23 protein-coding genes and 3 pseudogenes are annotated in these 25,449 nt (G+C 73.6%); 10 read left to right on the top strand and 16 right to left on the bottom strand.

Features of this window, described 5'->3' with window-relative positions:
- Positions 1–98 precede the first annotated feature (98 nt).
- The 3 genes from guaB to ITX44_RS09270 form a co-directional block, all read right to left on the bottom strand.
- Positions 99–1,598, bottom strand: a complete 1,500-nt coding sequence (gene guaB, locus ITX44_RS09260) for an IMP dehydrogenase (protein WP_205356584.1) — start codon at positions 1,596–1,598, stop codon at positions 99–101.
- 116 nt (positions 1,599–1,714) lie between these two features.
- A complete protein-coding gene (gene shbA, locus ITX44_RS09265; protein WP_307795184.1) occupies positions 1,715–2,329 on the bottom strand; it encodes an RNA polymerase sigma factor ShbA in 615 nt (204 codons plus the stop codon).
- Between the two features lie 212 nt (positions 2,330–2,541).
- The gene (locus tag ITX44_RS09270; protein WP_003948568.1) at positions 2,542–3,153 is read right to left on the bottom strand and encodes a response regulator transcription factor; all 612 of its coding nucleotides are present in this window, start codon (positions 3,151–3,153) and stop codon (positions 2,542–2,544) included.
- 457 nt (positions 3,154–3,610) lie between these two features.
- Between ITX44_RS09270 and ITX44_RS09275 the strand changes: the two are divergent.
- Positions 3,611–3,907: pseudogene (locus tag ITX44_RS09275) on the top strand (WhiB family transcriptional regulator); the annotation flags it as partial.
- A 666-nt stretch (positions 3,908–4,573) separates the two neighbouring features.
- Here the strand turns inward: ITX44_RS09275 and ITX44_RS09280 are convergent.
- Positions 4,574–5,551, bottom strand: coding sequence for a LysR family transcriptional regulator (locus ITX44_RS09280; protein WP_205356586.1), 978 nt, complete (start codon positions 5,549–5,551; stop codon positions 4,574–4,576).
- Between the two features lie 82 nt (positions 5,552–5,633).
- Here ITX44_RS09280 and ITX44_RS09285 point away from each other — a divergent pair, with 82 nt between their 5' ends.
- The 4 genes from ITX44_RS09285 to ITX44_RS09300 all read left to right on the top strand — a co-directional run bounded on the left by ITX44_RS09285 (position 5,634) and on the right by ITX44_RS09300 (position 9,171).
- Complete coding sequence (locus ITX44_RS09285) at positions 5,634–6,836, top strand: aminotransferase class V-fold PLP-dependent enzyme (RefSeq protein ID WP_205356587.1); 1,203 nt, start codon at positions 5,634–5,636, stop codon at positions 6,834–6,836.
- A gap of 68 nt (positions 6,837–6,904) precedes the next feature.
- On the top strand, positions 6,905–7,678 hold the full coding sequence (locus ITX44_RS09290) for a GNAT family N-acetyltransferase (protein ID WP_205356588.1): 774 nt from the start codon (positions 6,905–6,907) through the stop codon (positions 7,676–7,678).
- 1 nt (position 7,679) lies between these two features.
- The gene (locus tag ITX44_RS09295; protein ID WP_205356589.1) at positions 7,680–8,354 is read left to right on the top strand and encodes an MOSC domain-containing protein; all 675 of its coding nucleotides are present in this window, start codon (positions 7,680–7,682) and stop codon (positions 8,352–8,354) included.
- Between the two features lie 34 nt (positions 8,355–8,388).
- The gene (locus ITX44_RS09300; protein WP_205356590.1) at positions 8,389–9,171 is read left to right on the top strand and encodes an SDR family NAD(P)-dependent oxidoreductase; all 783 of its coding nucleotides are present in this window, start codon (positions 8,389–8,391) and stop codon (positions 9,169–9,171) included.
- Between the two features lie 150 nt (positions 9,172–9,321).
- On the opposite strand, the gene groL is transcribed toward ITX44_RS09300, so the two are convergent.
- Positions 9,322–10,944 (bottom strand): chaperonin GroEL, encoded by a 1,623-nt coding sequence (groL, locus tag ITX44_RS09305; RefSeq protein WP_205356591.1) that lies wholly within the window; start codon positions 10,942–10,944, stop codon positions 9,322–9,324.
- 171 nt (positions 10,945–11,115) lie between these two features.
- Entirely contained in the window at positions 11,116–11,424 is a 309-nt protein-coding gene (gene groES / locus ITX44_RS09310; protein WP_205356592.1) for a co-chaperone GroES, read from the bottom strand.
- A gap of 260 nt (positions 11,425–11,684) precedes the next feature.
- On the opposite strand from groES, the gene ITX44_RS09315 reads away from it, so the two are divergent.
- Entirely contained in the window at positions 11,685–12,860 is a 1,176-nt protein-coding gene (locus ITX44_RS09315; RefSeq protein ID WP_205356593.1) for a THUMP-like domain-containing protein, read from the top strand.
- A gap of 44 nt (positions 12,861–12,904) precedes the next feature.
- Here ITX44_RS09315 and ITX44_RS09320 read toward each other — a convergent pair whose 3' ends face one another.
- The 5 genes and pseudogenes from ITX44_RS09320 to tsaB form a co-directional block, all read right to left on the bottom strand.
- A complete protein-coding gene (locus ITX44_RS09320; RefSeq protein WP_205356594.1) occupies positions 12,905–13,783 on the bottom strand; it encodes a polysaccharide deacetylase family protein in 879 nt (292 codons plus the stop codon).
- A gap of 234 nt (positions 13,784–14,017) precedes the next feature.
- Positions 14,018–14,290, bottom strand: a complete 273-nt coding sequence (locus tag ITX44_RS09325; protein ID WP_205356595.1) for a hypothetical protein — start codon at positions 14,288–14,290, stop codon at positions 14,018–14,020.
- Positions 14,287–15,432, bottom strand: coding sequence for a tRNA (adenosine(37)-N6)-threonylcarbamoyltransferase complex transferase subunit TsaD (gene tsaD / locus ITX44_RS09330; RefSeq protein WP_205356596.1), 1,146 nt, complete (start codon positions 15,430–15,432; stop codon positions 14,287–14,289). The genes ITX44_RS09325 and tsaD overlap by 4 nt, the downstream gene beginning before the upstream one ends.
- A gap of 142 nt (positions 15,433–15,574) precedes the next feature.
- Positions 15,575–16,024: pseudogene (gene rimI, locus ITX44_RS09335) on the bottom strand (ribosomal protein S18-alanine N-acetyltransferase); the annotation flags it as partial.
- A gap of 65 nt (positions 16,025–16,089) precedes the next feature.
- Complete coding sequence (tsaB, locus tag ITX44_RS09340) at positions 16,090–16,755, bottom strand: tRNA (adenosine(37)-N6)-threonylcarbamoyltransferase complex dimerization subunit type 1 TsaB (protein ID WP_205356597.1); 666 nt, start codon at positions 16,753–16,755, stop codon at positions 16,090–16,092.
- Positions 16,756–16,851: 96 nt separating this feature from the next.
- Between tsaB and ITX44_RS09345 the strand changes: the two genes are divergently transcribed.
- From ITX44_RS09345 to ITX44_RS09355, 3 genes and pseudogenes are all read left to right on the top strand, one after another.
- On the top strand, positions 16,852–17,448 hold the full coding sequence (locus ITX44_RS09345; RefSeq protein ID WP_205356598.1) for a hypothetical protein: 597 nt from the start codon (positions 16,852–16,854) through the stop codon (positions 17,446–17,448).
- A 22-nt stretch (positions 17,449–17,470) separates the two neighbouring features.
- Positions 17,471–18,330: pseudogene (locus ITX44_RS09350) on the top strand (IS5 family transposase).
- 184 nt (positions 18,331–18,514) lie between these two features.
- The gene (locus ITX44_RS09355) at positions 18,515–18,730 is read left to right on the top strand and encodes a hypothetical protein (RefSeq protein ID WP_205356804.1); all 216 of its coding nucleotides are present in this window, start codon (positions 18,515–18,517) and stop codon (positions 18,728–18,730) included.
- Between the two features lie 21 nt (positions 18,731–18,751).
- Here the strand turns inward: ITX44_RS09355 and tsaE are convergent, their stop codons facing one another.
- The 5 genes from tsaE to ITX44_RS09380 form a co-directional block, all read right to left on the bottom strand.
- Positions 18,752–19,303 (bottom strand): tRNA (adenosine(37)-N6)-threonylcarbamoyltransferase complex ATPase subunit type 1 TsaE, encoded by a 552-nt coding sequence (gene tsaE, locus ITX44_RS09360; protein ID WP_205356599.1) that lies wholly within the window; start codon positions 19,301–19,303, stop codon positions 18,752–18,754.
- 11 nt (positions 19,304–19,314) lie between these two features.
- On the bottom strand, positions 19,315–20,520 hold the full coding sequence (locus ITX44_RS09365; protein WP_205356600.1) for an alpha/beta fold hydrolase: 1,206 nt from the start codon (positions 20,518–20,520) through the stop codon (positions 19,315–19,317).
- Positions 20,521–20,569: 49 nt separating this feature from the next.
- Positions 20,570–21,730: an alanine racemase gene (gene alr / locus ITX44_RS09370; RefSeq protein WP_236060276.1), complete on the bottom strand. Its 1,161-nt coding sequence runs from the start codon at positions 21,728–21,730 to the stop codon at positions 20,570–20,572.
- A gap of 652 nt (positions 21,731–22,382) precedes the next feature.
- A complete protein-coding gene (locus ITX44_RS09375) occupies positions 22,383–23,822 on the bottom strand; it encodes an NAD(P)H-hydrate dehydratase (protein ID WP_205356601.1) in 1,440 nt (479 codons plus the stop codon).
- Positions 23,823–23,933: 111 nt separating this feature from the next.
- The gene (locus ITX44_RS09380) at positions 23,934–24,302 is read right to left on the bottom strand and encodes a holo-ACP synthase (RefSeq protein ID WP_205356602.1); all 369 of its coding nucleotides are present in this window, start codon (positions 24,300–24,302) and stop codon (positions 23,934–23,936) included.
- 160 nt (positions 24,303–24,462) lie between these two features.
- Between ITX44_RS09380 and coaA the strand changes: the two genes are divergently transcribed.
- Complete coding sequence (gene coaA / locus ITX44_RS09385; protein WP_205356603.1) at positions 24,463–25,434, top strand: type I pantothenate kinase; 972 nt, start codon at positions 24,463–24,465, stop codon at positions 25,432–25,434.
- Positions 25,435–25,449: the final 15 nt, after the last annotated feature.

The following is a 25,449-nucleotide window of genomic DNA, read 5'->3' on the forward strand; positions in this document are numbered from 1 at the left end:
GGGCGCGGCCCGGGACGGACGAGGTACTGCCGGAGAACCGGAAGCAGCAGCCGGAAGGAGAACCGGAAGAGCGGGAAGGCCCCGGCGGCGGCCGGGAATCAGCCGTGGTAGTTCGGGGCCTCGACGGTCATCTGGATGTCGTGCGGGTGGGACTCCTTCAGGCCGGCGGCGGTGATCCGCACGAAGCGGCCCTTGGTCTCCATCTCCGCGATGCCGGCCGCGCCCACGTACCCCATGGTCTGCCGCAGGCCGCCGATGAGCTGGTGGATGACCGCGGACAGCGGGCCGCGGTAGGGGACCTGGCCCTCGACGCCCTCGGGCACGAGCTTGTCGTCGGAGGCGACCTCGGCCTGGAAGTAGCGGTCCTTGGAGTACGAGCGGCCCTGCCCGCGGGACTGCATCGCGCCGAGCGAGCCCATGCCGCGGTAGGACTTGAACTGCTTGCCGTTGATGAACAGCAGCTCGCCCGGGGACTCCTCGCAGCCGGCCAGCAGGCTGCCCAGCATCACCGTGCTGGCACCGGCGGCCAGCGCCTTGCCGATGTCGCCCGAGTACTGCAGCCCGCCGTCACCGATGACCGGCACGCCGGCGTCCTGGCAGGCCAGCGCGGCCTCGTAGATCGCGGTGACCTGCGGCACACCGATGCCGGCCACGACACGCGTGGTGCAGATCGAGCCGGGGCCGACGCCGACCTTGACGCCGTCCACGCCCGCGTCGATCAGCGCCTGGGCGCCGTCGCGGGTGGCGATGTTGCCGCCGATGACGTCCACCGGGACGCTCGACTTGATCTTGGCCATCCAGTTCAGCGCGTTGCTGTTGTGGCCGTGCGAGGTGTCCACGACCAGGAAGTCCACGCCCGCCTCGACCAGCGCGAGGGCCCGGTCCAGCGCCTCGGGGCTGGCGCCGACGGCCGCGCCGACGATCAGCCGGCCGTCCTTGTCCTTGGCCGCGTTCGGGTACTGCTCGGCCTTGACGAAGTCCTTGACGGTGATCAGGCCGCGCAGCACGCCGTCCTCGTCGACCAGCGGCAGCTTCTCGATCTTGTGGCGGCGCAGCAGCGCCATCGCGTCGCCGCCGGAGATCCCGACCGTGCCGGTGACCAGCGGCATCGGGGTCATGACCTCGTGGACCTTGCGGTTGCGGTCGTTCTCGAAGGCCATGTCGCGGTTGGTGACGATGCCGAGCAGCTTGCCGGCCGCGTCGGTGACCGGCACGCCGCTGATCCGGAACCGGGCGCACAGCGCGTCGGCCTCGGCGAGGGTCGCGTCGGGGCGGACCGTGATCGGGTCGGTGACCATGCCGGACTCGGACCGCTTGACCAGGTCCACCTGGGCGACCTGGTCCTCGACCGAGAGGTTGCGGTGCAGCACGCCGACGCCGCCCTGCCGGGCCATGGCGATCGCCATCCGTGCCTCGGTCACCTTGTCCATCGCCGCCGACAGCAGCGGGATGTTCACCTTCACGTTGCGGGAGACGAGCGAGGAGGTGTCCACCTCGTTGGGCAGGACCGCGGACGCGCCCGGCAGCAGGAGCACATCGTCGTAGGTCAGTCCGAGAGTGGCGAACTTCTCGGCTACTCCGTCGGCGTTCAGCGACATGACACCTTCCCGAATGGTCTTGCCCGGCGAGAGGTTCAATGGTAGTGGCTCGGCCGCCATTCCCAGCATCCCGCCGGAGCCGTCCGGATCACACTGCCGGGTTCACGCCACCCGGATCACGCCGTCAATCCGCGGGCATCCGACGTTCCCGCGCTGCTCTCCTCGGCAATGGCGCGCAGCCGGCTGAGCGCGCGGTGCTGCGCCACTCGTACCGCTCCGGGCGACATCCCGAGCACCTGTCCGGTCTCCTCGGCCGACAGCCCCACGGCCACCCGCAGGAGCACCAGCTCGCGCAGATGGTTCGGCAGCCGCTCCAGCAGCTTCCTGGCCCAGGCCGCGTCGCTGTTGAGCAGCGCGCGCTCCTCGGGGCCGAGCGAGTCGTCGGGTTTCTCCGGCATCTGGTCCGACGGGACCGCGGTGGAGCCGGGCCCGCGCATCGCGGCGCGCTGCAGATCGGCGACCTTGTGGGCGGCGATGGAGACGACGAACGCCTCGAACGGCCGCCCCAGGTCCCGGTAGCGCGGCAAGGCACAGAGCACCGCGAGACAGACCTCCTGTGCGAGGTCGTCCACGAAGTGCCGTGCTTCGCCGGGCAGCCGGGACAGCTTGGTGCGGCAGTACCGCTCCGCCAGCGGGTGCACATGCGCGAGCAGTTCGTGCGTGGCCCGCTGGTCCCCGTCTGCCGCGCGGCGAACGAGGGCACCGATGGCAGGGGTGTCGTCGTCGCGCATCCACCCATGGTGCCTCGCCCGCGGACGTTCCGCCGCATCGCGGCGGGACTTCTGCACCGAAGCGTTATGAGCGGCCGAAGCCGCAGACGTTGTCTCCGCCATCTGAGGCCCCCGCCGATCCCCGAGGAAGTCCATACCCTCAAGCATGCGTCCTCCCCCGGGAAACCGAGGACTCGCGGCCGACTTCGCCCTTCCGAGCGCCCCCGGTACGGTTAACGGACCAGGCCCCAGCGGAAGCCGAGCGCCACGGCGTGCGCGCGGTCGGAGGCGCCGAGTTTCTTGAACAGCCGCCTGGCGTGCGTCTTGACGGTGTCCTCCGACAGGAACAGCTCACGGCCGATCTCGGCGTTGGACCGTCCGTGGCTCATCCCTTCCAGTACTTGGATCTCGCGGGCGGTGAGCGTGGGCGCGGCGCCCATCTCGGCCGAGCGCAGCCGGCGCGGGGCGAGCCGCCACGTCGGGTCGGCCAGCGCCTGCGTGACGGTGGCCCGCAATTCGGCGCGGGAGGCGTCCTTGTGCAGGTAGCCGCGGGCGCCGGCGGCGACGGCGAGCGCGACCCCGTCCAGGTCCTCGGCGACGGTGAGCATGATGATGCGGGCGCCGGGGTCGGCGGACAGCAGCCGCCGTACGGTCTCCACCCCGCCCAGGCCCGGCATGCGGACGTCCATCAGGATGAGGTCCGAACGGTCCGCGCCCCAGCGGCGCAGCACCTCCTCGCCGTTGGCCGCGGTGGTTACGCGCTCGACGCCGGGCACGGTCGCCACCGCGCGGCGCAGGGCCTCTCGGGCGAGCGGGGAGTCGTCGCAGACGAGAACGGAAGTCATGACCGCCCCCCGGGGCTGAACCGCGTCACGTTGTGCCTCCAGGCTGTACGAAGTACGAATCTTCACCGTTGGGGCCGACGGCTCGGGCAGTTGCCCGAATCACGTGTTCCGCCGACCGCTTCCGCCACACTCAACGACCCTCACTCGAAAGAGTTACGAGATGCGGGCCGGACGATCGGCACCCTACGTGATCATGCCCGCACTGATCAGTTACGCCGCAGGTCAGCGCGGGATTAGGGGGTGGTACAGGAGCGAATGACGGCCCGCTCCGGGCCGAATGGGGGCGGCAGGATGCCCGACTTCGCAAGGTTTTGCCTGTTTGGCGGCTCTTTTCTGGTGTTGTGCCGCATCGTCGCTAGATTGGCGATGAGTCATATTTACATCTACTACGACAGTAGATGTACGGTCGAGGAGGTCGAGCCTCAGCGACCATCGGCACCCTCCGAGGGGATGAGCAATGGCAGACTTCTCCCGCCTTCCCGGCCCCAACGCCGACCTGTGGGACTGGCAACTCGTGGCCGCCTGCCGCGGTGTGGACAGCTCGCTGTTCTTCCACCCCGAGGGTGAGCGGGGCGCTGCCCGCAGTGCGCGTGAGGCCGCCGCCAAGGAGGTGTGCATGCGCTGTCCGGTGCGCGCCGAGTGCGCGACCCACGCGCTGGCGGTGCGGGAGCCCTACGGCGTCTGGGGCGGTCTGACGGAGGACGAGCGCGAGGCGATGCTCGGCCGCTCCCGGCACCGCGCCGCGGACACCTCGGACACCGACGACGAGCACGACGGGCGCCGGGTGCACGCCGGCGGTGGCGGCCGCGGCCGGCGAACCGCGTACGACGAGGACGACGAGACCGGCGGACACGAGGACGAGCAGGACCACGACCCGTACGCGTACGACGACATGGACTACCCGGGCCCCGAGGAGCCGGCCGACTACGTCCACGTCAGCAGCGGCCGCCACCGCCCGCACCAGGACGGGTACGACGACCACGAGCACCACGACCGCCACCGGGACGCCCGCGGGGACGCGCACCGCGACCGGCCGTACGACCACGAGCACCGGGCGTACGACCTCGACGACGATCACGGCTACGAGCACGGATACGAGCAGGACTACGACGCGGACTACGGGCAGGCCGACGGGCCGGATCACGGGCCCGACCGGGAACACGTCTACGAGCAGGGCCACCAGCAGGCCCGCGAGCACACCCACGGTCACGCCCGCGAGCACGAGGTCGGCGGGCAGTACGACCACCATGCGCCGCACCCCGGCCGCGCGCCGTGGCTCGCGCCCAGCCGCTGAGCCGGGATTCCGTTTCCTGCTTCCGCAGAATCGATTCTTCTGAGCGATCCCTCCGGGGGTGCCGTACACCCGGGGGCGCTCCGCCCGCTTTTCCGGCTCCTCCCGCTCCGCCCGCGGCCGGCCGCCTCAGCGCCCGGCCGCCGCCACGCCGCCGGCTCCCTCCGCCGCCGCCTGCCGCGCGAGCCCCGTACGCCGCGCCTGCCGCAGGCCCGCCCGGGCCAGTCGCGCCAGCATCATGTCCACCGCCGGCACATGGGCCAGGTCCGGCAGGGTCAGGGCCACCACCTCGCGTTCCACCGCCGGCTGCATCTCCAGTACGGCCACGCCCTTGGCGCGTACCGACTCCAGGGCCAGTTCGGGCAGCACCGCCACGCCCACCCCGGCCGCGACCAGGCCGACCACCGCCGGGTAGTCGTCGGTGGCGAAGTCGATCCGCGGGGTGAAGCCGGCCCGTTCACACACCTCCACCAGGTGGCCCCGGCAGCGCGGGCAGCCGGCGATCCACTGCTCCTCGGCGAACTCCCCGATCCGGGCCGGGTCGGCCCGCCCGGCCAGCGGGTGGTTCTGCGGCACCACGCCGACCAGCCGGTCGGTGAGCAGCGGGCGGACCACCAGGTCGGCCCAGGACTCCTCGGCCGGGGTCGGCAGGTCCACGTAGCGGAAGGCGAGGGTGATGTCGCAGTCGCCGGCCCGCAGCATCTCCACCGAGCGCGGCGGCTCGGCCTCCACCAGCGAGATCTTGGTCCCGGGGTGCCGTTCGCGCATGTCGGCGACCGCGTCCGGCACCAGGGTGGCGCTGCCGGACGGGAAGGACGCCAGCCGGACCCGGCCGGCCCGCAGGCCCGCGATCGCGGCGATCTCCTCCTCGGCGGCGGTGAGCCCGGCCAGGATGCCGGTGGCGTGCCGGACCAGTGCCTCGCCGGCCTCGGTCAGCCGCATCTCGCGGGCGCCGCGGACCAGCAGCGGGGTGCCGGCGGCGCTCTCCAGTGCCTTCATCTGCTGGCTGACCGCCGGCTGGGTGCAGCCCAGGTCCCGGGCCGCGGCGGAGAAGGAGCCGGTACGGGCCACCGAGCGCAGCACCCGTAGGTGACGAGCTTCGAACATACGCCAACCATAAGCGATGCTTAGGGATACCCGGCAGAGTTCGGCGATGGACTTGGAGGCGGGGGCGGGTCAGGCTGGGGCCATGGACGGACGCGCAGAAGGACTCACCGCCGGCCCCGCCGAACCGGGCGCCACCGCCGGCCCGGGACCGGCCTCCCGCCCCGCATCGGATTCCGCTTACGGTTCCGGTTCCCGGCTCGCCGCCACGATCGAGGCGGCCCGCCGGGCGGAGTACCCGGGTGTCGGCGAGGGCTACCTCAACACGGCGACGCTCGGGCTGCCGCCGGCCCGTACCTCCGCGGCGCTGCGGCGGGCGCTGGACGCGTGGGCCGCGGGACGGCCGGACGTGTCGGTGTACGAGGAGGCGGTCGCGGCGAGCCGGGCCGCGTACGCCCGGATCACCGGGGTGCCGGTGGAGCGGGTGGCGCTGGCCTCGACCGTGGCCGGGGCGGTGGGCCTGATCGCGGCGGCACTGCCGGACGGCGCCGAGGTGGTGGTCGCCGCGGACGACTTCAGCTCACTGGTGCAGCCCTTCGCCGGGCGCGGCGGGCTGGACCTGCGGATCGTGCCGCTGACCGAAGTGGCCGCGGCGGTACGCGCCTCCACCGCGCTGGTCGCGGTCAGCGCGGCGCAGTCCGCGGACGGGCGGGTGGCCGATCTGGCCGCGATCGCCGCGGCTGCCCGGCACCACGGGGCGCGGATCCTGATCGACGGCACCCAGTCGGTCGGCTGGCTGCCGGTGCCGGCCGACACGTACGACTACCTGGTCTGCCACGGCTACAAGTGGCTGCTCACGCCGCACGGCGCCTGCTTCCTGACGGTCCGTGAAGGCGCCGAGGACACCCTCTCCCCCGCCTTCGCCGGCTGGTACTCCGCGGACGACCCCTGGGCCGACTGCTACGGCCCCGTCGCACATCTCGCCCCCGGCGCCCGCCGCTTCGACACCCGCCCCGCCTACCTTTCCTTCGTCGGCGCCGCCGCCTCCCTCTCCCTCGTCGAGGAGATCGGCGTCCCCGCCCTCCACGCCCACGACGTCTGCCTCGCCGACCTCTTCCGCACCGGTCTCCACGCCCTCGGCTTCTCCCCCGTCCCCTCCCCCCACCCCTCCGCCATCGTCTCCGTCCCCGACCTCCCCCCGTCCGCCCCCGCCCTCCTCACCTCCGCTCACCTCACCTTCTCCGCCCGCGCCTCCTTCCTCCGCTTCTCCTTCCACCTCCACAACACGGAAGCGGATGTGGCCCGCACCCTGACCGTCCTGGAAAAGGCCCGCACTTCTTCCGGGTGAGCCCGGGAGCGGGTTGCCGCACCGGAAATGCGTGGAGCCTCGCGGAGGGAAGGTGGTGAAATGCGCGGATGGACATGGACGAGGTGCTGGGGAAGTTCGACGCGCAGGTCAGGCGCGATGCGGTGCCGGAGGCCGGCGGTCGGGTGGACCGGGTGGGCGGGGTCGTACGGCATGTCGGCGGATGGACGGGGGTGTTGTGGTCGGGGCTGGACGAGGAGGGGGCGGACGCCGCGATCGCGGGGGAGCTGGGGTGGCTGGCGTCGGCGGAGGGGCGGGGGCGGGAGTACGAGTGGAAGCTGTACGCGCACGACCGGCCCGCGGATCTCGGGGAGCGGCTGGCGCGAGCGGGGTTCACGGCTGAGGAGCCGGAGACGCTGATGGTCGCGGAGGTGGCCGCGCTGGACAAGGAATTGCGGACGCCGGAGGGGGTCCGGCTGGAAGTCGTGACGGGGACGGAGGGTGTCGAGGTGCTGACCCGCGTTCATGAGGCGGCCTTCGGTAGGAGCGCGGCGTCGTTGCGCGAGCAGTTGCTGGACCAGGTCGCGCGCTCCCCGGAGAGCATCCGGATGGTCGTGGCGGCGGCCGGCGACGAGCCGGTGAGCGCGGCCCGGATGGAGATCTACCCGGGCACGGAGTTCGCCGGGCTGTGGGGCGGCGGCACGGTCCCGCGGTGGCGCGGACGCGGCATCTACCGCGCGCTGATCGCCCACCGGGCGCGTACCGCGGAGGAGCTGGGCGTGCGCTATCTCCAGGTGGACGCCGCCGAGACCAGCCGCCCGATCCTGGAACGCCTCGGCTTCGCCGCCCTGAGCGTGACGACGCCCTACCTGAAACAGGGGTGACATGACAGCACAAGCCTTCGTGAGCAGCGTGAACATCGGCCACCCGCGCCCCAATCCGTGGAAGGGCCTGGCGGCCACCGGCATCGACAAGCGCCCGGTCGCCGGCCCGGTCCGGGTGAGCGCGCCGGGTCCCAAGGGGACGGGCGCGGTGGGTCTGGCCGGCGACCGGGCGTACGACGTGAGGAACCACGGCGGCGCCGACCAGGCCGTGTACGCCTACGCCCGGGAGGACCTGGACATCTGGGAGCGGGAGCTGGGCCGCGAGTTCGGGGCCGGCTCGTTCGGGGAGAACCTCACCACCACCGGCATCGACGTCAACTCCGCGCTGATCGGCGAGCGCTGGCGGATCGGCGGCGGCCTCGTCCTGGAGGTGTCGTGCCCGCGCATCCCGTGCGTGACCTTCGCCGGCTGGCTCGGCGAGCGGGGCTGGCTGCGCACGTTCACCCGGGCCGCGCGCCCGGGGCCGTATCTACGGGTGATCGAGCCGGGCGAGGTCGCGCCGGGCGACCGGATCGAGGTGGTGGGGCGGCCGGACCACGAGGTCACGGTCGCCGTGTCCTTCCGGGCGCTGACCACGGAACCGGAGCTGCTGCCGCTGCTGGTGGACGTCGAGGCGCTCCCGGCGGAGGACCGCGCGGCCGTACGGCGCCGGCTGGAGCGCGGCGCGAGGCCGTAGCCGTGGGGTGACACCGAGCACCTAGGGTGTGAGCATGACCACTTCACTGGTGACAGGGGCCACCGCGGGCATCGGCGCCGCGTTCGCCCGGCGGCTGGCGGCCGACGGGCACGACCTGGTGCTGGTCGCCCGCGACGAGCAGCGGCTCACCGAGTCGGCGCAGGCGCTGCGGGCACGGCACGGCGTAGCGGTGGAGGTGCTGCCCGCCGACCTCGCGCAGGACGAGGGGATCGCCGCGGTCGAGGACCGGTTGCGGGACGGCGGGCGGCCGGTGCGCCTGCTGGTCAACAACGCCGGCTTCGGCCACGGCGGCTCCTTCCTGGACACCCCGATGGCCGACGAGCTGCGGATGCTCAAGCTGCACTGCGAGGCGGTGCTGCGTACGACCGCGGCGGCGGCCCCGGGCATGCGGGAGCGCGGCCGCGGGGCGGTGATCAACGTGGCGTCGGTCGCGGCCTTCATGCCGCGCGGCACCTACTCGGCGAGCAAGGCGTGGGTGGTGCGGTTCACCGAGAGCATGGCGTACGACCTGGCCGGCTCCGGGATCCGGTTCATGGTGCTGTGCCCGGGGTTCGTGCGCACCGAGTTCCACCAGCGGGCCGGCATGAAGGCGTCCAACATCCCGTCCTGGGCCTGGCTGGACGCGGACAAGGTGGTGGCGGCGGCACTGCGCGACCTGGCCCGCGGCAAGACGCTCAGCGTGCCCGACCCCCGCTACAAGGTGGCCGCCGCGCTGGCCCGGCACGTGCCGGAGGGCGTGTTCGGCGCGGTCTCCACCCGGGCGGGACGCCGCTTCGACCCGAAGAACCTCAACTGAGCGCTTCCGCCGGGCTGTTGCGCGCGGCCGAAAAAGCCGCGCGAGGACGGAGCCGGAAACGGCCGAGGCCCGGGCGACCCCCGCGAGGGGTGCCCGGGCCTCGGCCGTTCGTACCGAGCGCGCAGTCGGATGCGCGGTACGGGTGACGCGTCAGTGGGAGTGACCGTGACCGCCGGCGGCGGGCTCGGGCTCCTCCTCCTGCTTCTCCACGACCAGGGTCTCCGTGGTCAGCAGCAGGGAGGCGATGGAGGCGGCGTTCTCCAGGGCGGAACGGGTGACCTTGACCGGGTCGATGACGCCGGCCTTGACCAGGTCGCCGTACTCGCTGGTGGCCGCGTTGAAGCCGTGGCCCTTGTCGAGCTCGGCCACCTTGGAGGTGATCACGTAGCCCTCGAGGCCGGCGTTCTCGGCGATCCAGCGCAGCGGCTCGACGGCGGCGCGGCGGACCACCGCGACACCCGTGGCCTCGTCGCCGGTCTTGCCGAGGTTGCCCTCCAGCACCTTGACCGCGTGGACCAGAGCGGAGCCACCGCCGGAGACGATGCCCTCCTCGACGGCCGCGCGGGTCGCGGAGATCGCGTCCTCCAGGCGGTGCTTCTTCTCCTTCAGCTCGACCTCGGTGGCCGCGCCGACCTTGATGACGCACACGCCGCCGGCCAGCTTGGCCAGCCGCTCCTGGAGCTTCTCGCGGTCCCAGTCGGAGTCGGTGGTGGCGATCTCCGCCTTGATCTGGCCGACCCGGCCCTCGATCTCGGCCTTGTCACCGGCGCCGTCCACGACCGTGGTGTCGTCCTTGGTGACGGTGACGCGGCGGGCGGTGCCCAGCAGGTCCAGACCGGCCTGCTCGAGCTTGAGGCCGACCTCCTCGGCGATGACGGTCGCGCCGGTCAGCGTGGCGATGTCGCCCAGCATGGCCTTGCGGCGGTCACCGAAGCCGGGGGCCTTGACCGCGACCGCGTTGAAGGTGCCGCGGATCTTGTTCACGACCAGGGTGGACAGGGCCTCGCCCTCGACGTCCTCGGCGATGATCAGCAGCGGCTTGGACCCGCCGGCCTGGATGATCTTCTCCAGCAGCGGCAGCAGCTCGGCGATCGAGGCGATCTTGCCCTGGTGGATCAGGATGTACGGGTCGTCGAGGACGGCCTCCATCCGCTCCTGGTCGGTGACGAAGTACGGCGACAGGTAGCCCTTGTCGAAGGCCATGCCCTCGGTGAAGGCCAACTCCAGGCCGAAGGTGTTGGACTCCTCGACGGTGATCACACCGTCCTTGCCGACCTTGTCCATCGCCTCGGCGATCAGCTCGCCGACCTGCTTGTCCTGCGCGGACAGCGCGGCGACGGCGGCGATGTCGTCCTTGCCCTCGATGGCGCGGGCGGTGGTGAGCAGCTCCTCCGAGACGGCCTTGACGGCGGCGTCGATGCCCTTCTTCAGGGCGGCCGGGGAGGCACCGGCGGCCACGTTGCGCAGGCCCTCGCGAACCAGCGCCTGGGCCAGCACGGTGGCGGTGGTGGTGCCGTCACCCGCGATGTCGTTGGTCTTGGTCGCCACCTCCTTGACGAGCTGGGCGCCCAGGTTCTCGTAGGGGTCCTCGATCTCCACCTCACGGGCGATGGTCACGCCGTCGTTGGTGATGGTCGGGGCGCCGAACTTCTTGTCGATGACGACGTTGCGGCCCTTGGGGCCGATGGTCACCTTGACGGTGTCGGCGAGCTTGTTGACGCCGCGCTCAAGGGCGCGACGGGCGTCCTCGTCGAACTTCAGGATCTTGGCCATTGCCTTGTGAACTACCTTCGTCTACTCGTCGGATGCGGTGCGCCGACCGCCCGTGGCACCCGCGCCGGGACGGCGGGCGACGGCCAGAGGACGGCAAAGACACCGCCCCGGGCCCGGCCTGGTAGGACTCGGGCAACCCGGGGCGGGATCAGGCTGCGGTGGAACCGAGGCCTACTTCTCGATGATGGCGAGAACGTCGCGCGCCGAGAGAACGAGGTACTCCTCGTTGTTGTACTTGACCTCGGTGCCGCCGTACTTGCTGTAGAGAACGACGTCGCCCACGGCCACGTCGAGCTCCACGCGCTTGCCGTCCTCGACGCGGCCCGGGCCGACGGCCAGGACGACGCCCTCCTGGGGCTTCTCCTTGGCGGTGTCCGGGATGACCAGGCCGGAGGCCGTGGTCTGCTCGGCGTCGAGCGGCTGGACCACGATGCGGTCCTCAAGCGGCTTGATGGCAACCTTGGTGCTGGCGGTCGTCACGATCCGACCTCCCCCTTCAAAGGGCTCACGGGAGTGTCTGTCAGGGTCGGCGACCTGGTAGGCCCGTCGTCGCGGGTGCCGGACCTGCCCGTCGCTGTCTGTTGGCACTCAACGCAGTCGAGTGCCAGACCCGAGACTAGGGCGGTCTTAGCACTCGGTCAAGCGGAGTGCCAAGCGCGTCCCCGAGGGGTGTTCACCGTTCACCCGCGAGGGTTCCACCGGGCGAACCCGAAGCGATTCCACTCCGCCACAATGGCCCGGTGAACGTCGAGGACATCGAGGCGCTGCTGGGGCCGGCGGGCCAGGAGCTGCTGGAGGAGGTACGGGACCTCGGGCCCGAGGACGAGCTGGCGGCCGCGACGAGGCTGCGCAAGAGGTACGAGCCGGGCCTGGTGGCGGCGGCCATGGCCCAAGGGCGCCTGCGGCAGAGGGCGGCAGCGAAGTTCGGGCCGGACGCCGCACGGATGTACTTCACCCCGAACGGGGTGGAGCAGGCGACCCGCAGGGCCGTGGCCGAGCACCGGGCCGCGCGGTTCGCCGCCCTGGGCGCACGCCGCGTCCTGGACCTGTGCGGCGGGATCGGGGGCGACGCGCTCGCCCTCGCACGGGCCGGCATCGCGGTGGTGGCCGTGGACCGGGACCCGCTGACCGTGGCGGTCGCCCGGGCGAACGCCATCTCGCTGGGGCTGGCGGACCTGATCGAGGTGCGCCGCGCGGACGTGATGCAGACGCAGACCGCCGGGTACGACGCGGTGTTCGCGGACCCCGCGCGCCGCACCGGGCGCGGCCGGACGTTCGACCCGGAGGCGTACGAGCCGCCGTTGTCGTGGGCGCTGGCCGCCGCCCGTACGGCGCCGTACGCGGCGGTGAAGGTGGCGCCGGGCATCCCGCACGAGGCGGTGCCGCAGGACGCGGAGGCCGAGTGGGTCTCGGACCACGGGGACGTGAAGGAGGCCGCGCTGTGGTTCGGCACCGCGCCCGGCGCCAAGGGCGCCACCCTGCTGCCGTCGGGCGCGCGGCTGACGGCCGCCGTGCCGCCGCCCGCGCCCCCGATACGGCCGGTGGGGCGGTTCCTCTACGAGCCGGACGGCGCGGTGGTGCGCGCCCACCTGGTGGCCGCGGTGGCCGAGGAGCTCGGCGGCGGGCTGATCGACGCGTCCATCGCGTACGTGACGGCCGACGAGGCGCGCCCGACCGCGTACGCGACCCCGTACGAGATCACCGATGTGCTGCCGTTCGGGCTCAAGCGGCTCAAGGCGCTGCTGCGGGAGCGCGGGGTGGGCGTGCTCACGGTCAAGAAGCGCGGCTCGGCGGTGGAGCCGGAGGAGGTACGGCGCCGGGTCCGGCCGCAGGGGCCGCACCGGGCGACGGTGTTCCTGACCCGGGTGGCGGGGGCGCCCTCGATGCTCATCGGGCAGCCGCTGACCGGCTCCTGACGGCCGGTTGACCGGATTCCTGACGGCCGGTCGGACACAGCCGGTCAGACGTAGTCCTCCAAGCGGCCCACGGTGTAGCCCTGACGGGCGATCTCGCGCAGCAGGATGGCGGTCATCTGGGTCAGGGTCTCCTCGCCCTTGAGCTGGGCCGGGGTGCGGAAGTGGGCCAGCACGATGTCGCCGGGCCGGAAGTGCCGCCCGCTGCCCCGGGGGAAGACGACCGACTTGATCATCATGGTCTCGCGCCACAGCACGACGGCCCGGATCCCGCCGCAGGACTGGGCGGCGGCGCGGGTCTCGGCGGTGAAGACGCCGTAGGGCGGGCGGAACAGGCCGGGCCGGGTGCCGTACTCCGCGGTGAGCCTGTCCTGCTGGCCGCAGATCTCCTGCCGCTGCTCGGCCGGGGTCTTCAGGCGCAGGTCGGGGTGGGTGAGGGTGTGGTTCTCGACGGAGTTGCCGAGCTCGCTCAGCGGCGTGAAGTAGCCGTAGTCGTCCTTGATGAAGTCGTCGGTCAGGAACATCGTGAACGGCAGCCGCAAGTCGGTCATCATGCGCACGAACTGCGGGTCCTTGGCCACGCCGTCGTCGAAGGTGAGGAAGACCACCTTCTGCGTGGTCGGCACGTGGCTGATCACCGGGAGCTCGCCGCCGGACATCCGTACCGTCTTCATCGCCGGCGGCCGGGGCGCGGTCCGCAGCAGCGGGACACCCCACTTGCGGAAGGCCGCCGCGCGCTGGGCCGCGGTCCGCGGGGCGAGGTGGATGACCGGCCGCACGGTGCTCCTGGTGGCCGCGCCCACCCGTTCGGCCTGGAGCCCGGTGCGCGCCGCGGGGCCGGACGGCGAGGACAGCCCCGAGCAGCCGGTGAGGAGCAGAAGACCGATGAGGGCCACAAGGACCGCTGTCGGACGCGTGGAGCGCATGGAGGGTGAGCCCTGTCTTTGTGCGTACGGGGCGTGCCGGGCGCCGGAAACGCCCGGGGATGCCGTGCGGAAGCCTGCGAGATCCTTGCTGCTGGTACGGGGTGGTACGGAGCCGGTACCGGGGCGGTGCCACGGGTGGTGCCGGTGCGGTACGGCGCCCTTGCCGGACCGTCACGAGCGCGCGGCCGTGGGGGGTGGGCTCCGGCCGCGCGCTCACCCTGGGTGATGCGGATTTCAGCCCGCGGGTTCCACCGAGACCGAGACGAATCGCCAGCGGTGCACCGGGCGCCGTATCAGAACGGCGTCGGGATCCGGAAGTTCGGGCAGGTCGGCATCATACGGCGCTTCCCACCACGTGATCACCAGCACACGGTCGCCCGGGGCGGTCAGGAACTCCCGGCGGCGCGGCTCCCCGGGCAGCGTCACGGCCTGTCGCCTGGCCCAGGCGAGGAGGTCGGGGCCACGGCCGTCGGCCGCGGCGGCTTCCCACATGAGGGTGACGGTCATCCGTACAGGTTGCCCTTGACCGGCTCGTGCAAGTGATCATGATCACGGCCGTGGGCGTGGCCGTGGCCGCCGTCGTGGCCGGGGTGCGCCTGGGCCGGCAGGCCCGGCACGGACACCTCGGTGAGCGGGAGCGAGGAGTCGGCGGGCAGGTCGAAGGCGGAGGCGGCGCGGCCGCGGGCGACCATCTCGGCGCCCAGTGCGGCGACCATGGCGCCGTTGTCGGTGCACAGGCCCGGCCGGGGCACCCGCAGCCGGATGCCGGCGCCCTCGCAGCGCTCCAGGGCGAGCGAGCGCAGCCGGGAGTTGGCGGCCACTCCCCCGCCGATCATCAGGTGGTCCACGCCGTTGTCCTTGCAGGCCCGGATCGCCTTGCGGGTGAGCACGTCCACCACGGCCTCCTGGAAGGACGCGGCGACGTCGGCGACCGGCACCTCGTGGCCGTCCCGGCGGCGGGCCTCCACCCAGCGGGCGACGGCGGTCTTCAGGCCGGAGAAGGAGAAGTCGTAGAGCGGGTCGCGGCCGCCGGTCAGGCCGCGCGGGAAGGCGATCGCGGCCGGGTCGCCCTCGCGCGCGTACCGGTCGATCACCGGGCCGCCGGGGAAGCCCAGCCCGAGCACCCGGGCCACCTTGTCGAACGCCTCGCCGGCCGCGTCGTCGATGGTCGCGCCGAGCGGGCGGACGTCACCGGTGATGTCGGGCGCGAGCAGCAGCGAGGAGTGGCCGCCGGAGACCAGCAGCGCCATCGTGGGCTCGGGCAGCGCGCCGTGTTCGAGCTGGTCGACGCAGATGTGCGAGGCCAGGTGGTTGACGCCGTACAGCGGCTTGCCCAGCGCGTACGCGTACGCCTTGGCCGCGGACACGCCGACCAGCAGCGCGCCGGCCAGGCCGGGCCCTGCGGTCACCGCGATGCCGTCCAGGTCGCGGGCGCTGACGCCGGCCTGCTTCAGCGCGCGCCGGATGGTCGGGACCATCGCCTCCAGGTGCGCCCGGCTGGCCACCTCGGGCACGACGCCGCCGTACCGGGCGTGCTCGTCCACGCTGGAGGCGATCGCGTCGGCCAGCAGGGTGTGCCCGCGCACGATGCCGACCCCGGTCTCGTCGCACGAGGTCTCGATGCCCAGCACAAGGGGTTCGTCAGCCATGGGTCCCTGTTTCCTGTACGTCTTCCTGTACGTCGTCTTCGTGCACGTCTTCCGGGGCGCCCTCCGGCTGGGCGCTCTCCCGCACGACGGCCGGTGCGATATCCGCCACGGGCACCTCCGCGACGAGCACGTCCGCCGGGGTCGCCGCGGCCGGGTCGCCGAGCCGCATGACCAGCGCGTCCACGTTGCCGGGCTGGTAGTAGCCGCGGCGCACGCCGATGGGCTCGAAGCCGAACCGCTGGTAGAGCCGCTGGGCGCGGGCGTTGTCGACCCGGACCTCCAGCAGCACCTCGTGGCACTCGGCGGCGGTCGCGGCGCGCAGCAGGGCGGTCAGCAGGGCCGCGCCCAGGCCCGTACCCCAGTGGTCGCGGGCGGTGGCGATGGTCTGCACGTCGCCGGTGCCGGAGACGGCGGCGAGCCCGGCGTACCCCACGATCCGCCCGTCCGGCGTCTCGGCCACCAGGTACGTGCGGGTGCCGCCGGGGTGCCGGGTGTCGGCCAGTTCGGACCAGAACATGCCGCGCGACCAGGCGTCCTCGGGAAAGAGGTCGTATTCCAGGTCGAGCACGGCGTCCATGTCCCACCAGCGCATTTCCCGCAGCACGGGCCGGTCCGGGCCCGCGGTGCGGCCCGGTCCCGTCGCGTCGGCAGGTCCGGTCACTTCGGCAGGACCGCCTTGTAGCCGGCCGGCACCTGGGCGTCGGGGCGGCGCAGGTAGAGCGGCAGCGGCGGTTCGAAGGGCACGCCGTCGGCCAGCCGGCGGGCCGCGAGGGCGGCCAGGGCGCCGGCCGACTGGTGGGCCGGCCCGTGCGGCCGGCCGGTGAAGACCTCGGGGTAGAGCGCGGCTCCGGCGCCGACCGCGGGCAGGCCGTCGACCGCGGTCGCGATGTCGGCCGGGCGGTCCACGGCGGGTTCGGTGACGCGCCGGCCGGGGCCGTCGTACCGCGCCCAGTAGACCTCCTTGCGGCGGGCGTCGGTGGCCACCACGAACGGGCCGTCGAGCCCGCCCTGGCCGGCCGCCCAGGCCAGGCCGTCGAGGGTGCACACGCCGTGCACGGGGATGTCGAGGGAGTCGCCGAAGGCCGCCGCGGTCACCAGCCCGACCCGCAGTCCGGTGTACGGGCCCGGGCCGACGCCGACCACGACGCCGGTGAGTTCGGCGAGCGTACGGCCGGCGGTCGCCATGACCCGGTCGACGGCGGGGATCAGCAGCTCACCGTGCCGGCGCGCGTCCACCTCGGTGGATTCGGCGAGCACCCGCTCCCCGTCGTGCAGGGCGGCGGTCACGGCCGGGGTGGCGGTGTCGAAGGCAAGCAGGAGCACGCACCCAGCCTACGGCGCGCGGCGGGGCCGACGGTGCGGAGGGCCGCGCCGCTGTCACCGACGGGCGCGAGGCATTTCCGTGTCATTTCATATGAAATGGGGTCATCATCCTCGGGGCTCGCGTCGGCGGAGGACACCGTGGTCTCGATCACCTCCCGCACCCTGGTCAGCGGGCTGCTCGCGGCGGCCCTCGGCACGGTCGGCGTGCTCGCCCTCCAGGCGGCCGGCTCGGCGGGCGGCATCGCGCCCGGCTCCACCCAGCTGGGCGCGGGCCGCGGCGCCGGCCTCGTCCACCGCGGCACCGGGCTGCCCGCGCACTCCGGCACCGGCGAGCGGGTCGTCTACAGCCTGTCCGGCGGCCGCGTGTGGCTGGTCGGCCCGAGCGGCGCGGTGACCCGCACCTTCCCGGTGACCGGCAGCGCGCCGCTGCCGGCGCTCGGCACGCACAAGGTCTTCGCGCGCCGGATCGCCGGGCGCGGCGGCGACGGCACGAAGGTCGAGCACGTGGTGCTTTTCGCTCGGACGGGCGATACGAACATCGGCTTCAGCGCGACGGCGGCCGGCTCCACCGCTCCCCCGGCCCCGGGCCCGGCCCCGGCCCGCCGCACCGGCGCGATCCGCGCCACGCGGGCGGACGCGGAGGCGGTGTGGGAACGGGCGATGATCGACGCACTCGTGGTGGTCGTGCCCTAGGCCGTTTCGTTTAGATCGTCTGATCGTTGGTTCTGGTGTGCCGTTAAGTGATGCGCAGTGGGCGCGGATCGAGCCGTTGTTGCCTGACCGGACGCCCAGGCGGGGTGGGCGGTGGCGGGATCACCGTGAGGTGATCGATGCGATCGCCTTCAAGTTCCAGACAGGGTCGCAGTGGGTGCACCTGCCGGAGAAGTACGGGAACTGGCGGGGTGTCTACAACCGGCTGCGGATGTGGGCCCTGGACGGCACCTGGGAGCGGGTGTTCACCGCCCTGGTGGCTCAGGCCGACGCCGATGAGGACCTGGACTGGGCGGTCTCGGTGGACTCCACGATCGTGCGTGCCCACCAGCACGCGGCCGGGGCCCGCAAAAGGGGGTCCCGGCCGGCGAGCCGGACGATCACGCCATCGGCCGGTCCCGCGGCGGACTGACCACCAAGGTCCACCTCGCCGCTGACGGGAACTGCCGGCCCCTGGCCTTCGTCGTGACCGCGGGCCAGGCCGGTGACGCACCGGCCTTCCCGCTGGTGATGGACCGCCTGCGGGTTCCCCGCCCTCTCGGGCGGCCGCGCACCAGACCCGACGTGGTCCTGGCCGACAAGGCGTACTCCTCCCGCGCAATCCGCGACCACCTGCGCAGACGCGGCATCACAGCGGTGATCCCGGAACGGGCCGACCAGCAGGCCAACCGCAGGCGGCGCGGACAAGCCGGTGGCAGACCACCAGGCTTCGACCGGGAGGCATACAAGCAACGCAACACCGTCGAGCGGTGCATCAACCGCCTGAAGCAGTGACGCGGCATCGCCACCCGCTACGACAAGACCGCGACCATCTACCTGGCCGGACTCCACATCGCAGGCATCTTCCTCTGGTCCGCTCGCTGATCCAAACGAGACCGCCTAGCGCCGGCCTGCGGCGCTTTCCCCGAGGCGTGGGGATTCACTCGAACCGGGGTATGCGCCGACAGTGTGTCGGGAAGATGTTGCGGAGAGGCGGTCCGTCGTGGTCTGCTTGATGCAGGCACTCAGGTAAGGGCTGCCTAACTTCCCCCCGCACCGGGAGGCACGCATGTCGGCCACCTCGGCTCACGAGCCCCACGACCAGGCGCCCAGCACACCGTCGGTCGGTGCCGTGCTCGCCGCCTGTGCCGCTGCCCGTACGGTCTCCACGCCCCCGACGGCCGACGACGACGCCGCGGAGCAGGTTGGACAGGAGCAGGCCGGACCGGAGCAGGCCGGCGCCGCGGACGGACGACGGCCGGCGCCGGACCGCGACGCGGCCTGAACGCACTGCCCGATCGCCGGCTCAGCGCACCAGAACGCTCAGGTCCTCGCCCGCCCAGCGCGGGCCGATGCCGGTGACGGTCACCTCGCGCACGCCGTCCGCGCCTTCGCCCGCGTCCGGGTCGCCGACCGGTTCGCGGCCGATCACCACCTGGAGCCGGGCGTCGGCGAGGTCCTCGACCTTGCCCTCGCCCCACTCGACGACCACCACGGACTCGGGCAGCGAGACGTCCAGGTCCAGGTCCTCCATCTCGTCCAGGCCGCCGCCGAGCCGGTAGGCGTCCACGTGGACCAGGGCCGGGCCGCCGGTGAGGGAGGGGTGCACCCGCGCTATCACGAAGGTCGGCGAGGTGACCGCGCCGCGCACACCCAGGCCCTCGCCGAGGCCGCGGGTGAGGGTGGTCTTGCCCGCGCCGAGGTCGCCGGTGAGCAGGACCAGGTCGCCGGGGGTCAGCAGCGTCGCCAGCCGCCGCCCCAGCTCACGCATGCGGTCGGCGGTGCGGACGGTGACGCGGACGGCCGGGGCGCCGTCCTGGTCGGTGCCGGCCGGGTACGGGTCGTGCGGTGTGCCCATGGGGTCGCATGCTACTTGTCGAGGGCAGCCATCAGGTCACGAAGCTCTTGCGGTACGGGGGCCCGTACCGCGTCGGCAGCCTGCGCGACGACTGACGCGAGCCGGTTGTTCACCAGGTCGGGGCGTTCCATGATCACCAGGTGGCCGGCGCCCTCGACGACAACCAGTTCGGCGTCCGGCAGCTTCTCGGCGATCTCCGCGCTGTGCGCGCTGGGGGTGAGCAGGTCCTTGTCGCCGGCCAGTACGAGGGCGGGCACGGCGGTGAACCCGGCGAGCGCGTCGACCTTGTCGTGCAGGGCGAAGGCCGGGTAGAACTCGGCGACCACGTCGATCGGGGTGGCTTCGATCAGCCGCTCGGCGAACCGTTCGACCGCGGGGTCCACGTCCTGCGAGCCGAAGGAATAGCGCTTGACTATTCCGGCGAAGAGGTCGGCGGTGGCCCGTCGGCCGCGTTCGACCAGGTCGGCCTGGCTGCCCAGGACCTTCAGCACGCCGGGGGCGAGCAGCCGGAAGGCGCGGGCGCCGGCGGCCGGCAGCCCGAAGCTCACCGCGGCCAGCTTGCCGGCCGAGGTGGAGATCAGGGCGACGCCCGCCACCCGCTCCTTGACGTACTCGGGGAACTGGTCGGCCAGCGCCATCACGGTCATGCCGCCCATCGAGTGCCCGACCAGCACCAGCGGGCCCTCGGGCGCCACCGCGTCCAGCACGGCCTTCAGGTCCCGGCCGAGCTGGTCGATGGTGACCGGCCGGCCGGCCGCCTGGTCGCGGCCGCGCTCGCTGCGGCCGTGGCTGCGCTGGTCCCAGTAGACGGCTCGTACCGCACCGCGCAGGGCGGCCCGCTGGAAGTGCCAGGAGTCCTGGCTCAGGCAGTAGCCGTGGCAGAAGACGACGGTGACCGGCGCGGGCGGCGGCCCGGCCTTCACGCCCTGGCGGCGCAGCCAGCCCCGGCCGCGGCGGACCGGCTCGGCGGGCGGCTCGGGGGCCTCGGCCTCCTCGACCTCGTAGTAGAGCAGGGTGCCGTCCTCGGCGGCGGCCGTGCCCGGGGTGCCGCGCAGCGTCCCGTACGGGCCGGCGGCGTCCAGCGCGAGGCGGGCCTTGCGGCGTACCGAACGGCTCACGGTGGCCCGTTCGATGGCCACGCCCGCGGCGGCTCCGGCGGCCACCACTCCGATCGCGGCGCCGACCAGGCCGGCGCGTTCCCACTTCACCTCGGCCATGGCGGTCAGCGGCCCCCCGTGCGGGCCGGCGGGCCGGCGGGTGCGGGCGTCACGGCCGGCCGTCCACGTACACCCGCGGCACCCGCGGTCCGATCCTGGTCACGATCTCGTAGGCGATGGTGCCGCAGGCGCGGGCCCAGTCCTCGGCGGTGGGCTCGCCCGCGTCGCCGGGGCCGAACAGCACCGCCTCGTCACCCGCCACCGCGGCGTCACCGCCGAGGTCCACCACGAACTGGTCCATCGCCACCCGTCCCGCGACCGTGCGCCACTTCCCGGCGACCAGCACCGGGCCCGCGGACGAGGCATGCCGCGGCACACCGTCTGCGTACCCCACGGGGACCAGCGCAAGCGTGGTGTCGCCCGGAGTGACGTAGTGATGCCCGTAGCTGACGCCGTGTCCGCCGGGGACGCGCTTGACCGAGGCGAGGCGGGCCCGCAGGGTCATCACCGGCCGCAGCCCGAAGTCCGCGGGGCCGCCGACCTGGGGCACCGGCGAGATGCCGTACATCGCCACGCCCGGCCGGACCAGGTCGAAGTGGGACTCGGGCAGGGTCAGGGTGCCGGGCGAGTTCGCGATGTGCCGCACCTCCGGGGTCAGGCCGGCGTCCTCGGCCTGCGCCACCGCGCGGCGGAAAACCTCCAGTTCGCGGTCGATCGCCGGGTGGCCCGGCTCGTCCGCGCAGCTGAAGTGCGCCCACACGCCGGTGACCTTGATCAGCCCGTCGCGTTCGGCGGCCCGCGCCGCCCGGGTCAGGGCGGGCCACTCGGCGGGCTGGGCGCCGTTGCGGCCCAGGCCCGCGTCGATCTTGAGCTGGACCCGCGCGGTACGGCCGGCCGCGCGGGCCGCCGCGGTCACCTCGGTGAGCGCCCAGGACGCGCTCACCGTCACCTCCACGTCGGCCTCCACGCACTCCCGCCACGGGCCGCCGGGCGTCCACAGCCAGCACAGCACGCGCCCGCCCACCCCGGCCGCCCGCAGCGCCAGCGCCTCATCCGGCGTGGCCACTCCCAGCCACTGCGCCCCCGCCTCCAGCGCCGCCCGCGCGCACGGCACCATCCCGTGCCCATAGGCGTCCGCCTTGACCACGGCCATGAACGCGGCCCCGGGCGCCTTCGCCCGCAACGCCGCCACATTCGCCCGCAGCGCGCCCAGATCGATCTCCGCCCAAGCCCGCACCCGCGCCCCGGGCCCACCCATCATGCCGTCCATTACCGCCCAGTCTCTCAGGCCCGCTCCCGGGCATCCCGGCAGGCCATGACAACGGTGCCCACGCGGCGGCCGGAAAGGCCCGAGGTGGAGGGGGGAGGGCACCTTGAAGAGGCTTGGGAGGACGGGAGAACGGCACCTTTTGCGAGCGCGGGCGGACGGGGTGACGGCGCCCTTCGAGGAACGGGAGGGGCCAGGTGGACGGCAGGCTGAAGGGCCCACGCGGGCAGGGGGACGGCACCTGTTGACGAGGGCGGGCTGAGGGGAAGGGCCGTGCCTTGAAGGGTGCGGGCGGACGAAGGGACGCGCCCCGAAGGGGCTGCGGGCCCGACGGGAGAACGGCACCCAAAGGGGGCGCGGGGAACTGCGCGACCAGCCACACACCCACCGGCACCCGGCAACGAACCGAACCCCCCGAGCTGGTGGCCGCCCAAGCGGAGGACCCACACGCCCAGGGGCGCGGGGCTGGGTTTGATCTGCGGCTGGCGCCGCGTGGGCGCGGGCAACCACAGCGGCGGGAAGGTCGGGCGGGGGCATCAGCCCCCACCCGGACCGCGCCCGGAAATGCTCGGCCCGTGCGGCGAACCGCGCCCGGAAAGGCACAGCCCATGCGGCGAACCGCGCCCGGAAAAGCTCGGCCCGGGCAGCGAACCGCTCACACGTAGACGCTGCGCCAGGCCTCGGGGACGGCGTCGGCGACGTCGAGGGCGGACAAGGGACCCCGGGCGACACGTGCGGCGAGTCCGTGGAGATAGGCGCCGCAGGAGGCCGCGTCGCGGGTGGGGAGGCTGCCGGCGAGGAGGGAGCCGGTGATGCCGGACAGGACGTCGCCGCTGCCGGCGGTGGCGAGCCAGGACACGCCGGTGGGGTTGGCCCGGACGGGGACGTCGGGGTCGGGGTCGGCGATCAGGGTGGTGGAGCCCTTCAGGAGGACGGTGACGCGCAGCCGCTCCGCGAGGGTACGGACCGCCGTGAGGCGCCGCGCCTCCACGTCCTCGCGGGCCCAGCCGAGCAGGGCCGCGGCCTCCCCGGCGTGCGGCGTGAGCAAGGTGGGCGCCGTCCTGCCCCGTACGGTCTCCGGGTCCATGAGCCGGAGACCGTCCGCGTCGACCAGGACCGGGACGTCCGAGGCGAGGACTTCGGCCACCGCCGCGCGGGCGTCCGCGCCGTCACCGAGGCCGGGCCCGACCGCCCACGCCTGCACGCGGCCGGCCTGGTGCGGCGAACCGCTCGACACCATGGTCTCCGGGTGCCGGGCCAGCACCGCGTCACCCACGGGCCCCACGTACCGCACCCCGCCGGCCGCACCGCGCAGCGCCCCGGAGACGGCGAGCACCGCCGCGCCCGGGTAGCGCCGCGACCCGGCGACCACCCCGATCACGCCGCGCCGGTACTTGTCGCTCTCCCCGGCCGGGCGCGGCAGCAACGCGGCCACGTCGGCGTGCTGGAGCGCCTCCAGCACCGGGCCGGCCAGCTCCGGGCCGAGGCCGATGTCCACGAAGTGCGTCACGCCCGCGAACTCGGCCGCGGGGTCGATCAGATGGGCCGGCTTGTGCGTGCCGAAGGTGACCGTCACGTCCGCCCGCACCGCCGCCCCGTGCACCTCGCCGGTGTCCGCGTCCACCCCGCTGGGCAGGTCCACGGCGACGACCGCGGCCCGGGACCGGTGCGCCGCCTCGGCCAGCGGTACGGCCCGCGCGCGCAGGCCGCCCTTGCCGCCGATGCCGGTGATGCCGTCCAGGACCAGCGCGGCCCGGGCGATCACGGCCGGGCCGTCCTCGACGCCGACGACCCGTCCGCCCGCCGCCCGCAGCGCCGCCAGGCCACCGGCGTGGGCACGGTCGGGCGTGAGCAGCACCGCGGTGACGCCCGCCCCGCGCCGGGCCAGCCGGGCGCCCGCGAACAACGCGTCGCCCCCGTTGTCCCCGCTCCCGGCCAGCACCACCACCCGCGCGCCGTACACCCCGTCCAGCACCTGGGTGCACACCGCGGCCAGTCCGGCCACCGCCCGCTGCATCAGCGTGCCCTCCGGCAGCCGCGCCATCAGCGCCCCTTCCGCCGCCCGCACGACCTCCACGCTGTGCCCCAGCCTCATCCCGTACCTCCCGCGCGCTCCGGTTTCCCCCATCCTCCCCTCGCCCCGCCCTCCTTCGCGCGGCGGCACGGCCCCGGAAGGGTCTGGCGGAAAGGCAGACCCGCGGGTCCGCTACGCCTCCGCGACGACGACCGCCGAGGCGATCCCCGCGTCGTGGGACAAGGACAGGTGAAAGGTCGTGATGTGGAGGGTCGCGGCGTGCGCGGCCACCGTGCCGCGGACGGTGAGGTGCGGGCGGCCGGAGGGCGTGCTGACGACCTCGGCGTCCAGCCAGTGCAGCCCGGGCGGCGCACCCAGCGCCTTGGCCAGTGCCTCCTTCGCGGCGAACCGGGCGGCCAGCGAGGCGATACCGCGCCGCTCTCCCCCGGGCAGGTGCAGCTCGTCCGGGTTGAAGAGGCGTTCGGCCATCCCCGGCGTACGCTCCAGGGCCTCGCCGAACCGGCTGATCTCGGCGACGTCGATGCCCACCCCGACGATCACCCGGCCGTCACCGGCCGCTCCCCGGCCCCCGCCCCGAACCGGCCGCCGGCGCGCGCCCCGCCCGCCGCCTCGCCCTCGTACCCGCGCATGCCGGCCACCTTACCGAGGCCCGCCCCCGGCCCATGCACAGCCCGCCGACCCCCTGTGGAAAACTCCTGTCATGACCTCAGCCACCGCCCCCACCAGCCCGTATGTCGACCTGACCCGGGACCAGTGGAGTGCCCTGCGCGACCGGACGCCACTGCCGCTCACCGCCGACGAAGTGGAGAAGCTGCGCGGGCTGGGCGACGTGGTCGACCTGGCGGAAGTGGTGGAGGTGTACCTGCCGCTGTCCCGGCTGCTGAATCTGTACGTGCGGGCCCACAGCGGCCTGCGCGGCGCCCTCAACACCTTCCTGGGCGGCGCGGCGGGGGCGCAGGGCGCGCGGCAGAGCGGCACGCCCTTCGTGATCGGGGTGGCCGGCAGCGTCGCGGTCGGCAAGTCCACCACGGCACGCCTGATGCAGGCGCTGCTCGCCCGCTGGCCCGAGCACCCCCGGGTGGAACTGGTCACCACCGACGGCTTCCTGCTGCCCAACGCCGAGTTGAAGCGGCGCGACCTGATGGCCCGCAAGGGGTTCCCGGAGTCGTACGACCGGCGCGCCCTGACCCGATTCGTCGCCGACGTGAAGGCCGGCCGACCCGAGGTGACCGCGCCCGTCTACTCGCACCTGAGCTACGACATCGTGCCCGGCCAGACCCTGACGGTGCGCAACCCCGACATCCTCATCGTGGAGGGCCTGAACGTCCTCCAGCCCGCCCTGCCCGGCACGGACGGCCGCACCAGGATCGGCCTGGCCGACTACTTCGACTTCAGCGTCTACGTGGACGCCCGCACCGAGGACATCGAGCGCTGGTACCTGGGGCGGTTCCGCAAGCTGCGCGAAACCGCCTTCCAGGACCCCTCCTCGTACTTCCGTACATACACCCAGGTGGCCGAGGAGGAGGCCCTGGACTACGCGCGGCTGATGTGGCGCACCGTCAACCACCCGAACCTGACGCAGAACATCCTGCCGACCCGCAGCCGGGCCACGCTGGTGCTGCGCAAGGGCCCGGAGCACAAGGTGCAGCGGCTGTCCCTGCGCAAGCTGTGAGCCGGGGGCGTGCGT

The organism is Actinacidiphila acididurans (genome assembly GCF_016918855.1).
GTDB lineage: Bacteria > Actinomycetota > Actinomycetes > Streptomycetales > Streptomycetaceae > Actinacidiphila > Actinacidiphila acididurans.

Coding starts and splice junctions, on each gene's coding strand:
- guaB (WP_205356584.1), bottom strand. CDS start 1,598: ATGTCGCTGAACGCCGACGGAGTAGCCGAGAAGTTCGCCACTCTCGGA.
- shbA (WP_307795184.1), bottom strand. CDS start 2,329: ATGCGCGACGACGACACCCCTGCCATCGGTGCCCTCGTTCGCCGCGCG.
- ITX44_RS09270 (WP_003948568.1), bottom strand. CDS start 3,153: ATGACTTCCGTTCTCGTCTGCGACGACTCCCCGCTCGCCCGAGAGGCC.
- ITX44_RS09280 (WP_205356586.1), bottom strand. CDS start 5,551: ATGTTCGAAGCTCGTCACCTACGGGTGCTGCGCTCGGTGGCCCGTACC.
- ITX44_RS09285 (WP_205356587.1), top strand. CDS start 5,634: ATGGACGGACGCGCAGAAGGACTCACCGCCGGCCCCGCCGAACCGGGC.
- ITX44_RS09290 (WP_205356588.1), top strand. CDS start 6,905: ATGGACATGGACGAGGTGCTGGGGAAGTTCGACGCGCAGGTCAGGCGC.
- ITX44_RS09295 (WP_205356589.1), top strand. CDS start 7,680: ATGACAGCACAAGCCTTCGTGAGCAGCGTGAACATCGGCCACCCGCGC.
- ITX44_RS09300 (WP_205356590.1), top strand. CDS start 8,389: ATGACCACTTCACTGGTGACAGGGGCCACCGCGGGCATCGGCGCCGCG.
- groL (WP_205356591.1), bottom strand. CDS start 10,944: ATGGCCAAGATCCTGAAGTTCGACGAGGACGCCCGTCGCGCCCTTGAG.
- ITX44_RS09320 (WP_205356594.1), bottom strand. CDS start 13,783: ATGCGCTCCACGCGTCCGACAGCGGTCCTTGTGGCCCTCATCGGTCTT.
- ITX44_RS09325 (WP_205356595.1), bottom strand. CDS start 14,290: ATGACCGTCACCCTCATGTGGGAAGCCGCCGCGGCCGACGGCCGTGGC.
- tsaD (WP_205356596.1), bottom strand. CDS start 15,432: ATGGCTGACGAACCCCTTGTGCTGGGCATCGAGACCTCGTGCGACGAG.
- ITX44_RS09345 (WP_205356598.1), top strand. CDS start 16,852: ATGGGGTCATCATCCTCGGGGCTCGCGTCGGCGGAGGACACCGTGGTC.
- ITX44_RS09355 (WP_205356804.1), top strand. CDS start 18,515: ATGTCGGCCACCTCGGCTCACGAGCCCCACGACCAGGCGCCCAGCACA.
- tsaE (WP_205356599.1), bottom strand. CDS start 19,303: ATGGGCACACCGCACGACCCGTACCCGGCCGGCACCGACCAGGACGGC.
- ITX44_RS09365 (WP_205356600.1), bottom strand. CDS start 20,520: ATGGCCGAGGTGAAGTGGGAACGCGCCGGCCTGGTCGGCGCCGCGATC.
- alr (WP_236060276.1), bottom strand. CDS start 21,730: ATGGACGGCATGATGGGTGGGCCCGGGGCGCGGGTGCGGGCTTGGGCG.
- ITX44_RS09375 (WP_205356601.1), bottom strand. CDS start 23,822: ATGAGGCTGGGGCACAGCGTGGAGGTCGTGCGGGCGGCGGAAGGGGCG.
- coaA (WP_205356603.1), top strand. CDS start 24,463: ATGACCTCAGCCACCGCCCCCACCAGCCCGTATGTCGACCTGACCCGG.